The 14,414-nt window shown below is 62.6% G+C and carries 9 protein-coding genes; all 9 read right to left on the bottom strand.

What is annotated here, in order from left to right:
- Positions 1-52: 52 nt before the first annotated feature.
- A complete protein-coding gene (locus tag AC3WRD_RS23230; protein ID WP_102621364.1) occupies positions 53-1,123 on the bottom strand; it encodes an autotransporter domain-containing protein in 1,071 nt (356 codons plus the stop codon).
- Positions 1,124-1,554: 431 nt separating this feature from the next.
- Positions 1,555-2,352 (bottom strand): endonuclease/exonuclease/phosphatase family protein, encoded by a 798-nt coding sequence (locus tag AC3WRD_RS23225; protein WP_096820269.1) that lies wholly within the window; start codon positions 2,350-2,352, stop codon positions 1,555-1,557.
- A gap of 87 nt (positions 2,353-2,439) precedes the next feature.
- Positions 2,440-3,201, bottom strand: a complete 762-nt coding sequence (locus AC3WRD_RS23220; protein ID WP_096820270.1) for a PIG-L deacetylase family protein — start codon at positions 3,199-3,201, stop codon at positions 2,440-2,442.
- A gap of 250 nt (positions 3,202-3,451) precedes the next feature.
- Entirely contained in the window at positions 3,452-5,611 is a 2,160-nt protein-coding gene (gene glgX / locus AC3WRD_RS23215) for a glycogen debranching protein GlgX (protein ID WP_102621363.1), read from the bottom strand.
- A 103-nt stretch (positions 5,612-5,714) separates the two neighbouring features.
- Positions 5,715-6,035 carry a DUF2934 domain-containing protein gene (locus AC3WRD_RS23210; RefSeq protein WP_102621362.1) on the bottom strand — a complete coding sequence of 107 codons (321 nt, stop codon included), beginning with the start codon at positions 6,033-6,035 and terminating at the stop codon, positions 5,715-5,717.
- Positions 6,036-6,064: 29 nt separating this feature from the next.
- Positions 6,065-8,839: a malto-oligosyltrehalose synthase gene (locus AC3WRD_RS23205; protein ID WP_102621361.1), complete on the bottom strand. Its 2,775-nt coding sequence runs from the start codon at positions 8,837-8,839 to the stop codon at positions 6,065-6,067.
- Positions 8,836-10,914, bottom strand: a complete 2,079-nt coding sequence (gene malQ, locus AC3WRD_RS23200) for a 4-alpha-glucanotransferase (RefSeq protein ID WP_102621360.1) — start codon at positions 10,912-10,914, stop codon at positions 8,836-8,838. Before malQ ends, AC3WRD_RS23205 begins: the two co-directional genes overlap by 4 nt.
- Entirely contained in the window at positions 10,911-12,713 is a 1,803-nt protein-coding gene (gene treZ, locus AC3WRD_RS23195) for a malto-oligosyltrehalose trehalohydrolase (protein WP_102621359.1), read from the bottom strand. The genes malQ and treZ overlap by 4 nt, the downstream gene beginning before the upstream one ends.
- An 18-nt stretch (positions 12,714-12,731) precedes the next feature.
- The gene (glgA, locus tag AC3WRD_RS23190) at positions 12,732-14,318 is read right to left on the bottom strand and encodes a glycogen synthase GlgA (RefSeq protein ID WP_102621358.1); all 1,587 of its coding nucleotides are present in this window, start codon (positions 14,316-14,318) and stop codon (positions 12,732-12,734) included.
- Between the last annotated feature and the right edge of the window lie 96 nt (positions 14,319-14,414).

Raw genomic sequence — 14,414 nt, 5'->3', positions numbered from 1 at the left:
AAGCACCTGCGGGAGCGAGCGGCTCGCTCCCGCAGGGCGACTGGACGTGTCCTTACCAGCGCATCCGGATTCCCAGACTGCCGATCAACCCGTTCAGATCATTGTCATCCACGTCACTGCTGTAGTCGGCGCTGACATACAGGCTCACCGACGGCGTGACCTTCGCCACCAGACCCAGACCCAACTCCACCGTCGATGACTTGCGGCTGCTGCTGATCTTGTCCACCTGATCGAGGGTCACCGTGTTGCCGGTGTACACCGTGTGCCACAAGTTGGTGCGAACGTAGGGTTCGACCGGCAGACCGCTCAGGTCGTAACTGCCTTTCAGCCGAGCGCCGACCCGGCCGCTCCAGGACGAAATGTCACTCGATGAAGCGTTGCCCGAACCCGCATAGGGCGTGTCGAGGGTGATCCGCTGATTGATCAACTGCGCCTGCGGCTCGACAACCCAGTTTTCGCTCAAGCCGATCGGGAAACCGCCCTCCACCGAGAACGTCATCGCGCTGCCTTCGGTGGCCAGGCGCGCGCCCTGTTCATTACGGCTGAAACCACTGACCCGGCCACCGCTGGCCGACAGGTCGACGTGCCAGCCTTCGGACCCGGTCAGGCTGTAGTAGGCGCCGAGGCTCTGGCCTTGGAGGTTGAGGGTGTCGGTGGTCGGATCGACGAGGGCGCGATTGACGATCAGACCGTTGCCGTTGCCCTGGATCTGGTACGTGCCGCCGATCAATCCGATCCGTTGGGTCTGGCCGCTGCTGCCTTGCAGAGTCAGCACTGGCGGTCCTTTGAGTGCTCCACCGCCGGGTGTCGCGAACCCGGGGTTGAGGATGTCGGTCTGCGCCTGGCGAGAGGCTTGTCCGTAGAGTTGATCCCAGGCCGAGGGGGCAAGGTCTTCGGTGATCAGGTAGTTGCCGCGCAGGTCGGGGCGCGGGCTCAAGCGTTGCGGGTCGGGTGTGATGACGGTCGCGGGCAGCGTCAGGATCGGCACGTCCTGGCGATACCAGGGCGTGGTCTCATCCGCCACAGGACCCGCCTGCGCCTCCATGGATGAGCACAGCAAGATAGAACTTGAAACGGTGCAAAAGGTGATTTTGATCTCGTGTGGGGTGAGTGAGGTTTTCATGAAGATCTACCTTGCTAGCGCATGTGGTATCTCGCCTTGGCGTCTCTCCTACCCCGAACGAGGGGCGACCGAATGGAGCGAGGCGAACCCGCAGCCACCCGTTTTCACGAGTGTCCGAAGGCCCGCCCCGGGTAGTGTTTCCGGGGGTAGTAAGGTAGAGCTAAGAAGACCGATGTCCCTGCGTCAAGAAATTGGACGATGAGCGGTATGGCTAAATCAGAGGTTGCAAGCGTTTGTTTTTCTGCACATATCTAAGTTGTTGTTTGCAGGGAAAAACACACCTGAAACCGCGAAACAGAGCGTTTGCTTAGCCTGCTATCGGCTTGCCAACTGATGCGAACGCCCGGATTTCCTGCCAGGCCACGCAGGTCATTGCTGTCAATATTGCGACTGTAGTCGGTGCTGGCGTAGACACTCGCGGCGGGGTCGAACTACAGATGCACCTCGACCGCCAGCGGCAGGTGATCCGACAAATGCGTCCAGGGCTTGTTGCCGAGTATCTGCGGGTCATGGCTGCTGGCATTGCGCAGGTAGACCCGGTCCAGCCGCAGCAGCGGGAAGCGCGCCGGGTAGGTCTTGGCCGGCCGGCCGTGATGACGCTCGAAGGCTTCGTGCAGGTAGTCGCGGCGGGAGAGGGTGAGGTTGCCCTGCATCTGCCAGTCATTGAAGTCGCCGGCGATGATCACCGGCGCGTCCTCCGGCAAGGATTCGAGCAACTGACAGAGCAGTTGCAGCTGCAATTGACGGTGGCTTTCGAGCAGGCTCAGGTGCACGCAGATCGCATGAACCTCATCGTGCCCCGGTACATCCAGTACGCAGTGCAGCAGACCGCGGCGTTCCGGACCGGTGATCGAGACATCGAGGTTGCGGTATTCGCGGATCGGGTACTTCGACAGCAGGGCATTGCCGTGGTGGCCGTCGGGGTAGACGGCGTTGCGGCCGTAGGCGAAATCGCTCCACATGCTGTCGGCGAGAAACTCGTACTGCGAGGTTTGCGGCCACTCGTTGTAGCGATTCGAATGCCGTTCGTGTTCGCCCACCACTTCCTGAAGAAACACCAGGTCGGCGCGGGTACTGCGCACCGCTTCACGCAGCTCCGGAAGAATGAAACGGCGGTTGAGTGCGGTAAAACCCTTGTGCGTGTTGACCGTCAACACCCGCAGGCGATGGATGGTCGACGGGTTCAAGGGCTGTGCGTCGATGACGTGACGCTTGGGGTCGCTGGACACGGTCGCTCCTCTGAATCATGACTGCCTTTTCATGCGACTGATCCGGGCGCGGGCAGTTCACATTGAGTGACTGCCCGCGCCCGACCTTCAATCCACGAAGACAATTTCATAAGGCAGGCGCATGCGCTCCAGAATAGCCCTGGGCAACAACGGTGCAATGCCGATGGCCGGTTCGCCGTTCAACTGGCTGGCGTAGGCGTGGGTAGCGTGGCTTTTGCGCGCGACGGTCCAGGTATCGAGGCGCAGCTTGCGCGCGCGGTGCCACGGAATCTGTGCCTGATCGCGCTCGGGCCAGTGCCAGGCCCAGACCGGCACATCGTGGTAGCTGGCACCGGCCAGTCGTGCGGCTTTGGCGCTGGCCCGACCGACCACTTCATGATCTTCGGTGCCGTCTTCGCACCAGGTGCTGAACACCACGTCACCGGGTCGCAGGTAACGCGAGATGAACTCGGTCAATTGGGCTTCCTGTTCAAACAGGGCATTGTCGGTGAAACCGCCGCGCACCCATTTCAGGCTGTGCATCGGCAGGCCCAGGCGGCGCAAGGCTTCGACGCTTTCCTGGGGGCGGAACACGCTCAGGCGTTTTTCCGACCACTGGCGCGAGCCGGGATGGCTGGCGCTGCCGTCGGTGATCGAGAGCAATTGCAGGGGATGACCAAGGGAAGACAACAGTTGCAGCAAGCCGCCGCAGGTCACCACTTCGTCACCGGGGTGTGGCGCAATGACCACCGCACGCGCGCCGGGCGGCACGAGGCTATGGGTGTTGATGACGGGGATGTTGTCGAGTTGCGCGGCGCTGTTCCAGATTTGCGCCGGCAGGCCGCTTTCGCTGAGAGATAACGGTTTCATGGGGCAGGACGTCCTTGTTGAGTCTAGCCTTCAGTCACCCACGGCAATGCGTGTCTGACCCTTGAAGGCTGGTTGATAACCCTGCAGCGCTCCGAACCCTGGATTGCCGCGATGCTGAGTATTGCTCAAGACGCACGGTTCGTCGCGTTGCAGATCAATCTGCTCCGGTTTTTTTATTCAAGCTGTGCCGTAACTCTCAAGTCGTGATCGCAGACCCAGCGGTGGAGGCCGATGTGTCGGTGTCTTGTGGTCAGTCTTCTTCGTCGCGTTGCAGTTCAAACAACAGCAACGAGCGCGCTGTAACCGAATATTGATGCCCGAAATCGAAGCGCTCCTGACCGCGGATCGACGGTTGGTTGGTGTCGACCATGCAGGTCCAGAAACTGCCTTCAGGCACTTCCGGCAGCGTGAAGTTGACGATGTCGTGATGGGCGTTGACCACCAGCAGCAACGTCGCATCGGCGCCTTTACGGCGGATGCCGGTTTCCTGGGCGCGGCCATCGAGCAACATGCCCAGGCAGCGGTTGTGTGCATCGTGCCAGTGTTCGGTGGTCATTTCCGTGGCGTCCGGTGCCAGCCAGGTCACGTCCTTGACCCCGATGTCTTCGTTGTATTCACCCACCAGAAAACGCCCGCGCCGCAGGATCGGGTAGGTCAGGCGCAGCTTGATCAGGCGTTTGACGAATTTGAGCAGCGCCTTGCCGTCCTCGCTCAGGCCCCAGTTGACCCATCCGATCTCGCTGTCCTGGCAGTAGGCGTTGTTGTTGCCGTCCTGGGTGCGGGCGAACTCGTCGCCGGCCACCAGCATCGGCGTGCCCTGGGCCAGCAACAGGGTGGCAAAGAAGTTGCGCATCTGCCGGTGACGCAGCGCATTGATTTCCGGATCGTCGGTGGGCCCCTCGACGCCGTGGTTCCAGGACAGGTTGTTGTTGCTGCCGTCCTGGTTGTTTTCGTCGTTGGCCTCGTTGTGCTTGTCGTTGTAGGACACCAGATCGTTGAGGGTGAAACCGTCGTGAGCGGTGACAAAGTTCACGGACGAATAGGGACGGCGGCCGCGCTGATTGAACATCTCGCCGGAAGCGGTCATGCGGCTGGCGAAGTCGGCGAGCTGACCGTCGTCACCTTTCCAGAATGCACGCACGGTGTCGCGGAACTTGTCGTTCCATTCGACCCAGCCCGGTGGGAAGTTGCCGACCTGATAGCCACCGGGGCCACAGTCCCACGGCTCGGCGATCAGTTTCACCTGGCGCAGCACCGGGTCCTGGCGGCAGGCGACGAGGAAGCTGTGACGTTCGTCGAAACCGTCGTGGTAGCGGCCAAGAATGGTTGCCAGGTCAAAGCGGAAACCATCGACGTGCATTTCACTGGCCCAGTAGCGCAGCGAATCAGTGACCATTTGCAGCACGCACGGGTGGCTCAGGTCGAGGGTGTTGCCGGTGCCGGAATCGTTGATGTAGAAGCGCTTGTCGTCCGGCATCAGCCGATAGTACGAAGCGTTGTCGATCCCGCGCATCGACAGGGTGGGGCCTTGCTCGTTGCCCTCGGCGGTGTGGTTGTAGACCACGTCGAGAATCACTTCGAGATTGGCTTCATGCAGGTGCGCGACCATCTCCTTGAACTCGGCGATCTTGCCACTGGCCAGATAACGCGGGTCCGGGGCGAAGAAGGCGATGCTGTTGTAACCCCAATAATTGGTCATGCCTTTGTGCAGCAGGTGCTGATCGTTGACGAAGGCGTGGATCGGCAGCAGCTCGACAGTGGACACGCCGAGTTTGCGGATGTGTTCCAGCACATCGTCGACCATCAGCCCGGCAAACGTGCCGCGCACGTTATCCGGCACGGCGGGGTGGCGCATGCTGATGCCGCGCACATGGGTTTCGTAAATGATGGTCTTGTCCCACGGCACGCTGACGCGATGGTCGTTGCCCCAGGTGTGCGCCGGGTCGATGACCTTGCATTTGGGTACGAAGGGCGCGCTGTCACGCTCGTCGAAACTGAGGTCGGCATCCGGGTGGCCGATGGTGTAGCCGAACAGCGCTTCGGACCATTTCAACTGGCCGACCAGTTGCTTGGCGTAGGGATCGATCAGCAATTTGTTGTGGTTGAAGCGGTGGCCGTTGGCCGGGTCGTAGGGGCCGTAGACCCGGTAGCCGTAAATCAGGCCCGGGTGTGCGTCGGGCAGGTAGCCGTGGAAGATTTCGTCGGTATATTCCGGCAGTTCGATGCGTTCGAGTTCGACTTCGCCGGCATCGTCGAAAATGCACAGTTCGACGCGGGTGGCGTTGGCGGAAAACAGCGCAAAGTTCACCCCCAGACCATCCCAGGTCGCGCCGAGCGGGAAGGGCAGGCCTTCACGGATTCGCGAGGGCTCGGCGTGTGCGGCGGGCTCGGCTTTCTTTGGACGGGTCATGATTGCTCCTGCAAATCGGGGTGGGCATTTTTAAAGGGCGAGTGAACCCTCGGTGGCGAGCGAACCCGCCACACGGCCATTCAGTTCAACGGTTCGAAAAGCCTCAGGCTGCCGGGGGCTTGCGGGGTGCGCGGGGCTTTTTCTCGGTGGCTTTTTCGCCCGGTGGTATCACTTTCGCGGCACTCGCCGGTTTGGCTTTGGCCGTCGTGGCCTTGGGCTTGGCCGCAGGCGTCTTGGCCTCAGAGGCTTTGGTGGCTGCCGTTTTGCCAGTCGCCGCCTTCGGCGATTTCTTCGGTGCCAAAGCTTCGGCCTCGGCCAGTTTGCGCGCCATCTCCCAGTGGCGGGCTTCATGGCCTTCGGGCTTACCTTCCGATTCCCAGATCTGATAGGCGAATTCGCGGATGCGTTTATCGTCGGTACTCATCGCAATGCTCCTGAACTGAACTCATGCTTCTAGAAGTGTTGGATAAACAGATTGACCGGGACATCCCCCAGCGCAGCGCTGACCTCCAGCTCCCTGTTTTTTGTGACTGCGGTGCTCGAAAAAAGTCCCTTCAGATTTTCGTCCAAGGCGGCGAACGGTAATTCGACCCGCGTATCGCCCCAGCGCAGCGCATCGACCTGCGGGACGGCACCGTTTTCCAGCAGTGTTGCGCAACGGATCGGCACGATGACGATTGCCCGTTGGCCCCCATGCTCGCGGGCAAACGCGAGCACGTTGTGCGCCTGGCTGCCCAGCACCTCGAGGGCCTGATACGAGCCGCGGCGAAACAACTCGGTGTGTTCGGCGCGCAGGTTCAGTACCTGAGCGATCAACGCTTGCTTGATGCGCCCGTTGCGCCAGTTCGACAGCAGTTCCGATACGGAAACAGGTTTCAGTGATTGTTCACGCAAGCTGTAGTCCACCGGCCGGCGGTTGTCCGGATCCACCAGACTGAAATCCCAGCACTCGTTGCCCTGATACAGATCCGGTACGCCCGGTACGGTCATGTGCAGCAAGGTTTGCGCCAGACTGTTGAGGGCGCCGGCCGCGGCGATGCTGTTGACGCTCTTGGCCAGTGCTCCGCGCAACAGTTCACCTTCGGGAGCCAACAACAGCTGCTCGGTGAAGGATTGCGCGGCGTTTTCGTAGGCTTCGTTCGGCGCACTCCAGCTGCTTTGCAACTTGGCTTCGCGCAGGGCTTTCTGCTGCCATTGCCAGATGCGTTTGGCGTAGTCGGTGAAACCACCTTGATCGTCGTTGTGCAGTTCCAGCGGCCAACTGCCGAGCAGCGCCTGATAGAGGATCAACTCGTCAGCAGCCGACGGCATCTGATCGTCGCTGCGCAGCGGCCGGGCGAGGGCGCGCCACAACTCGACCTGTTCGGCGTACCAGTGGCTTCGCTCGCTGAGCACAGCCAGGCGCGCGCGGGTATCTTCGCCGCGTTTGTGGTCGTGGGTGGCGGTGGCCAGCAGGTTGTCGGGGAATGTCGCCAGACGTTGCAGGTTTGTTGCGTGAAAATCACTGACCGGGGCGCTGAACTGTTCGGTGTTGTAGCCCACGTCATTGCGCGACAGCAGCACCGCCGAGCGGTACAGCGCGGTGTCTTCCACGGCTTTGGCGGCGGCGGGTGAGGTCAGTTGCTGAAAGCGTACGCAGGCGTGGCGCAGGATCTTGCGCGAACGCCCACGGGGTTTGCGCCGCCACGGCTGGCCGCCGAGCCAGGCGGACACGGACTCAAGCACCGGCCAGTCGCTTTCGCTTAATGTCTGGCGCGCACCTTCCATGGCCTGCTGGAAAAACACCTCGTCCTGCGCCGAACGGCCCAGCGCACTGATGTAGGTGCGATACACCGGGAAATGCACGATCAACGCCTGCAACACCCGGCGGATCGAGCCGAGCGTGAGGTCGCGGGTCATCAGGTCGTCCCGCGCCACTTGCAACAGCGCCTGGGCAACGCTTTCGCAATCACTGGCCAGCGAGCCGTTGAGAATCTGCTGACGTGCCAGCCGTGCTTCTTCGATAAACGCGGCGGGGCGCTCGGTGCGCCGTTGCCACAAGTCGCCGAGCACGTGTTCACCTGCCGGGTCGTGTTGCAGCAGCGACAGCTGATTCATGAACTCGTAACCGGTGCTGCCATCCACCGCCCAGTCGGCGCGAAGGGTTTCACCGTCGCCGAGAATTTTCTCGACGTAGATCGGCAAGTGTCGCCCCGGCGCCAGAAAGTCGAGGCGTCGGCGCAACTTGCGGCAATAACCCCGAGGATCGGCGAGGCCGTCGATGTGGTCGATGCGCAGACCGTCGATCAAGCCTTCTCCGATCAACTGGAAGATCTTGCCGTGGGTAGCTTCGAACACGGCAGGCCGTTCGACGCGCAAACCGCCGAGTTCGTTGATATCGAAGAAGCGTCGCCAGTTGATGTCGTCCGCCGCCGTGCGCCAACTGGCCAGGCGGTAGCTTTGCCGCTCCAGCAATTGATGCAGCCGCTGGAAACCGTCGTCGGTCTTTGAGTCGTAGCGCGTGAGGTTGCGCTGAAGGGTTTGCAGGATGTGCGGGTCGCTGGCCAGTTGCTGCAGTTCTTCCTTGAGCGGGATGGCCAGCGAGCGGGCGTCGGTCTGGTAGCTGAGGGTGCTGAAGCGATCGGCCAGCGACTTGAGCGCCTCGTTCGCCGGCTCGTCGGCTTTGAGCAGTTCGCCGTAATCGCCGGGGCAGATCGGGAAGTGATGCTCGTAATGCTCGACGTGGAAGGTACCGCACTCGGCGTTGAACACCAGCGGCAGCGTGCCGTCCTGCAACGCGACGCCGTAATCGCTGCCAAGAAAGGGCAGCAGCAACTGGCCTTCCATCAACGGATCGGGCGAGTGCCACTGGATATCGAAGAACTCGCCATAGGGGCTGAGCCGGCCCCATTCCAGCAAATCGAGCCACCACGGATTGTCACCGCCACCGACCGCCATGTGGTTGGAGACGATGTCGAGGATCAGCCCCATGCCGTGTTCACGCAGGGCCGCGACCAGCCGGCGCAAGGCTGGTTCGCCGCCGAGTTCAGGGTTGACCCGGGTCGGGTCGACCACATCGTAGCCGTGCATGGAACCGGCGCGGGCGGCGAGCAGCGGCGAGGCGTAAACATGGCTGATGCCGAGCCGGGCAAAGTACGCCACCAGCGGCACTGCCTGATCGAGGGTGAAACCTTTATGGAATTGCAGGCGCACCGTGGCCCGCAACGACTGGCCTGGCGGTGCACTCATTGGTCACGCTCGGCCGCCTGAAGGCGGGCGCAGGCGAGCAGTTCCAGACGTCGCGCGGCATCGACCCCGTCGAGCAACGTTTCGCTGGTGCCCGGCAGGCGCCGTGACCAGTTGGGGTGGGTGTCGATGGTGCCGGGCAGATTGGCCTGTTCGTCCAGGCCCAACGCGTCTTCCAGCGGTAGAAGCACCAGCGGCGCGCGGGTGTGGCCGAGGAAACGGACACTGGCGTCGACCACTTGATCGGCCTCGTGGGATTCCTCGCGAAAATTCTGCGGGTCCTGGCTCAAGGCACCCCGGAGGCCTTCGCGCTCGCGTTCGCGATAACGGCGCCAGTCGATTTCACCGTTGGCGTCGATCAGCCCGAGTCGCGCATTCCAGTCGATGTCCCGGCCATGCCACCAGCCATTAAGCGTCGGGAGGTCGTGGGTGCTGGTGGTGGCCAGCGCGTTGTCCGGCCAGTCGAGGATCGGTTTGAAATGGGTGTTGTCCTGCTCGAACAACAGCACGCGCATGCCGAGCATGGCGCGGGCGATCAGTTTTTCCCGCAGGCCATCGGGTACGGTGCCGAGGTCTTCGCCCAGCACGATCGCCTGATGGCGGTGGGATTCGAGGGTCAGCAACCGCAGCAAGTCGTCCACCGGGTAATACAGGTAAGCACCGTCCGCCGGGGCTGCGCCGTTGGGGATCACCCACAGCCGTTGCAGGCCCATGACGTGGTCGATGCGCAAGCCGCCGGCGTGGGCAAAATTGGCGCGCAGCATGTCGATGAAGGCACGAAAACCATTGCGTATCAGGCCTTCCGGGGAGAATGCAGAGATGCCCCAGCCCTGGCCGGAGCGATTGAGGATGTCCGGTGGCGCACCGACGGTCAGCGACGCCAGCAATTCGTCCTGAAAACTCCAGGCCTGACTGCCGGCGCCGTCGGCACCCACCGCCAGATCAGCGATCAGGCCGATGCCCATGCCGGCGCTGCGAGCGGCGTTTTGTGCACGCTCCAGGCAGCGGTGGATCAACCATTGGCAAAACGCGAAGTAGCCGATGCGCTCGGCGTATTCCTCGGCAAACGCACCGAGGGCGGCACCTCGCGGGTCGTGCCAGTGCTCCGGCCATTCACGCCAGTCGAGATTTTCGCCCCGGGCGGCACGCATTTCCTGAATCGCTTCGAAGCGGCAGTGGTTTTCCAGCGCTTCGCCGCCCGCGTCGCGGTAACTGGAAAAATCCGCCTGCAACGGATGTTCGCCACGGGTGAAACCTTCGTACAGCGCTTGCAACAGTTTTTGCTTGGCGTCGGCGGCGCTGGGCCAGTCGATCAGTTTCAGGTTTTCCAGTTGCTGGAACTGATCGTTGAGGCCGGCGGTGTCGATGGCATCACGCAGGGCGCGCTCGCCGAGAATGGTCCCCGGCGCGGCATACAGCGAATTGAGAAACAGGCGGCTGGACGGCGAATACGGGCTATAGCGCCCGGTGTCGGCGCTGAACATCGCATGCAGCGGGCTGATCGCCAAAGCGTCGGCACCGCGTTCGCCGGCGCTGCGGGCCAGTTCCTCGAGCGCCTGGGTGTCGCCGAAACCACCGTCGCCGGGGCGGCGCAGGCTGTAAAGCTGAACGCTCAGGCCCCAGGCGCGGGGGATCGGGCTGTCCACGGCATCGCCCACGCTGTAGCAGCGCTCGGGGGCCACGGCCAGGGTGAATTGTTGACCGGCGATGTGAATTTGCTGATAGCCGACCGGGATCTCACCGGGCAACACCGCATCGGCATCCAGCTTGAGCGACAGCCGCGTGCCGTCCTCCAGATGAATCTCACAGGGACTTTCAGGTTCGAAATAGCGCGCCAGGTCCAGATCCGTGCCGACATCGGCGGTCAGCAAGGGCGGCAGTTGGCGGTCCTGTTGCACTTGTTGCAGTTCCAGCAGGCTGGCGTCGATTTCCTGGGCTGAACCGGCCGGGTGACCGAGCCCGGTAAGGACATTGCGCAGCACGGCCGGCGCGACTTTTTGCGGGCGGCCATTGGCATCGATCCAGTCGACCGCAAGGCCGGCTCGGCTGGCGAGAATTTCCAGTTGCGCATCGCTCATAGGCGCTCTCCATCCAGGGGTGGCAAAGGGGTTGCGGCCGTGAGGCTGACGAGCGCGCAATGCGGGGGCAGTCGGCCCGCGTCCGGCAGGCCGGCGGCGGGCGGTTGCTGCAAGAGCCACACCGCGTCGGCCTGTGGTGGGTTGACCACTGGCGTGTTGCTGAGGTTCAGGTCGATTCGCAGCTCGCTGCCATCGCCCAGACGCCAGCGTGCACTCACGGCGCCAAACCCCAGCACCTGTGCACCGAGTGCCTGGGTGCCGGGCAAATGCGGGGTGATGTGTTGGTGGCGCAGCTGCAACAGGTGTCGATACAGCGCAAGCGTTGTCTGCTGTTTCGGCGTGCCGCTGCCAATCAGCCTCGGTTGCGAGGCGTGGAACGTCTGCTCGGCGTTGGGATCGGGAATCTGCTCGCGGCGTTGCGGATCGGCGAAGGCGCTGAACGCGGCGAACTCGTTACGCCGGCCTTCGCGCACAAGCTTCGCGAGCTCACCGTGGTGGCTGGTGAAGAACTGGAACGGTTGCTCGGCAGCGTATTCATCACCCATGAACAACAGCGGAATCATCGGTGACAGTAGCAACAACACCGTGGCGGCCTGGAGCGCGCGCGGATCGGCCAGTTGATGCAGGCGCTCGCCGAAGGCGCGGTTACCGATCTGGTCATGATTCTGCAGGAACAGCACGAACGCGGTGGACGGCAGATGTTCGCTCGGCTCGCCACGGGGTGTGCCGTGGCGGGTCAGATGGCCCTGAAACACAAAACCCTGACTCAGGCAGCGGGCCAATTGCTCGGTGGGGTGTTCGGCGTAGTCGGCGTAATAGGCATCGGTTTCGCCGGTCAGCAGCACGTGCAGGGCATTGTGGCCGTCGTCGTTCCACTGGGCATCGTAGGCGTCTTCCAGCAGGCTGGCCTGATTGTGCTCGTTCTCCACGGTCAGCCAGACATGCCGCGACGGATCGATCTGCTGCCGTATGCGCTGCGCCAGTTCAGGCAGGAAGTCGGGGCTTTCTATGGCATGCACTGCATCCAGGCGCAGTCCGTCGAAACGGTATTCGAGCAGCCACATCAAGGCGTTTTCGACGAAAAAGTCCCGTACTTCGCGGCAGCGGAAATCAATGGCCGCGCCCCACGGGGTGTGTTTGTCTTCGCGAAAGAAACCCTTGGCGTAGCGATGCAGGTAATTGCCGTCGGGGCCGAAGTGGTTGTAGACCACGTCAAGAATCACCGCGAGGCCATAACTGTGGGCGCTGTCGATCAGGTGTTTGAGTTGTTCCGGCGTGCCATAGGAAGCTTGCGGCGCGTAGTGCAGCACGCCGTCGTAGCCCCAGTTGCGCTCGCCGGGAAACTGCGCAATCGGCATCAGTTCGATGGCGGTGATGCCCAACCCGGCGAGGCGCGCCAGATGCTGCTCGACTTCGGCAAAACCGCCGAGGGCACCGACATGCAGCTCGTAAATCACTGCTTCGTTCCAGGGCCGACCCTGCCACGTTGTATTCCGCCAGGCATAGGCGTGCGGATCGACGACCACGCTTTGGCGGTCGAGGTCGCCGTCCTGCGCCCTGGAGGCCGGGTCGGGCACCTCCAGTTCGCCGTCGATGTTGTAGCGGTAGCGACTGCCGGCGGGGCAGCGGCTCTTGATCACGAACCAGCCGTCAGCCTGCGGCAGCATGGGCAGAGAGCGACCGTTGCCCAGCTCGACGCTGACGTAAAACGCATCCGGCGCCCACAACGCGAATTGCGTGTGGTCGGCATCCAGCATGATCGCGCCGTGGGGCCAGGTTTCAAGGGACCGTAACGGCATCGTTGAAAACCTCCCTGGTTATTTGTGGTGCGTTTTACCCAGCGCCTTGGCCACCAGTTGTTCGTAGAGTTCGGCGTAGGGTTCGACGGCCTTGCACCAGTTGAACGGGGCAGCCATCGCCCGGCAGCGCATGGCGTGCAGCAGATCCGGGAAGGCAAACACCTTGAACGCGCGGCTCAGGGCCTCGCGGTAGCTGTCAGCCGTGGACTCGTTGAACAGGAACCCGGTGACGCCGTTTTCAATGGTGTCGGCCAGCCCGCCGGTGTTGCGCGCCACCGGCAGCGAGCCGAAACGCTGGGCGTACATCTGGCTCAAGCCGCAAGGTTCGTAACGCGACGGCATCAGCAGGAAATCGCTGCCGGCGAACATCCGCCGGGCGTCGGTTTCATTGAAGCCGATGCGCACGCCGATCTGGCCGGGAAAACGCAGGGCCAGTTCGCGCATGGCCTGTTCCTCTTCCGGCTCGCCGCGTCCGATGATGGCGATCTGGCCGCCGTTCTGCACGATGTACTCCGACACCGCTTCGGTCAGGTCCAGGCCTTTTTGATAAACCAGCCGCGACACCACGGCAAACAGCGGGCCTTCGGAGTCTTTCAGACCGAACAGTTCGCGTACGTGGGCGGCGTTGACGGCTTTTCCTTCCCAGTCGCCGATGGCAAACGGCGCGAACAGGTGCGGGTCGGTGGCGGCGTCCCAGCTCTCGTCGATACCGTTGGGGATGCCGCTGAGCAAACCTTGCTGGGTCTTGGCGGCGAGAAAGCCGTCGAGGCCGCAGCCGAAATCAGGGGTGGTGATTTCCTGCGCGTAGGTGGCGCTGACCGTGGTGATGTGGCTCGAATAGGCCATGCCGGCCTTGAGGAACGACATCTTGCCGTAGAACTCCATGCCTTCCTGTTGCAGGGCATGGGCGGGAATCCCGAGTTCCGGGCACGAGCCGAGGCTGGTCACGCCTTGATAGGCGAGGTTGTGAATGGTGAACAGGGTCGGCGTGCGTTGCCCGCGCCAGTGCATGTAGGCGGGCGCCAGACCGGCCGGCCAGTCATGGGCGTGCACCAGATCCGGGCACCAGTGGATTTGTGCGAGGTTGGCGGCGATATCGGCGGCGGCCAGACCCAGGCGGGCGAAGCGGATGTGGTTGTCCGGCCAGTCGCGTCCGTTGTTGGCGCCATAAGGGCCGCCGTCGCGAGCGTAGAGTTCAGGGCAGATCAACACATAAATGACCAGGCCGTCAGGCATGTCCATGCGCCCGATCTTGCACGGTGGCAGCGCGGCGTGGCCGCCCAGTTCGCCGATGATGTGGATCGGATTTTCACTGTTCATCACTTGCGGGTAACCGGGGATCAGCACCCGGACATCATGCAGATGCGCCATCGCGCGGGGCAGGGCGGCAGAAACGTCACCAAGACCGCCGGTCTTCACCAGATCGGCGATTTCCGAGGTCACGAACAACACTTTCTTCTTGTTGGGATTCTGACTGGCTAGCGGTGTCAGCGTCTTGGTGCCCGGGACGTTGATCGACCGGCTGCCGGGAACGCTCACGGTGCTCGATTCGCCGACCGGCTGATGAGCACGCTCTCCCTGAATATCCAATGCCGCACTGATCATATGAATCTCCCGTTTTGTTGATCTGATTCTTGTCTTGAACAAGCGATGTCCATGGCCAAATCCTGTGGCCGGGCGCAAACGCGCCACGCATCGGTG

The sequence above is a fragment of the Pseudomonas sp. FW215-R2 genome (assembly GCF_058789255.1).
Note: the sequence above shows the minus strand (reverse complement) of the source record. Positions and strands in the feature narration are given on the sequence as shown.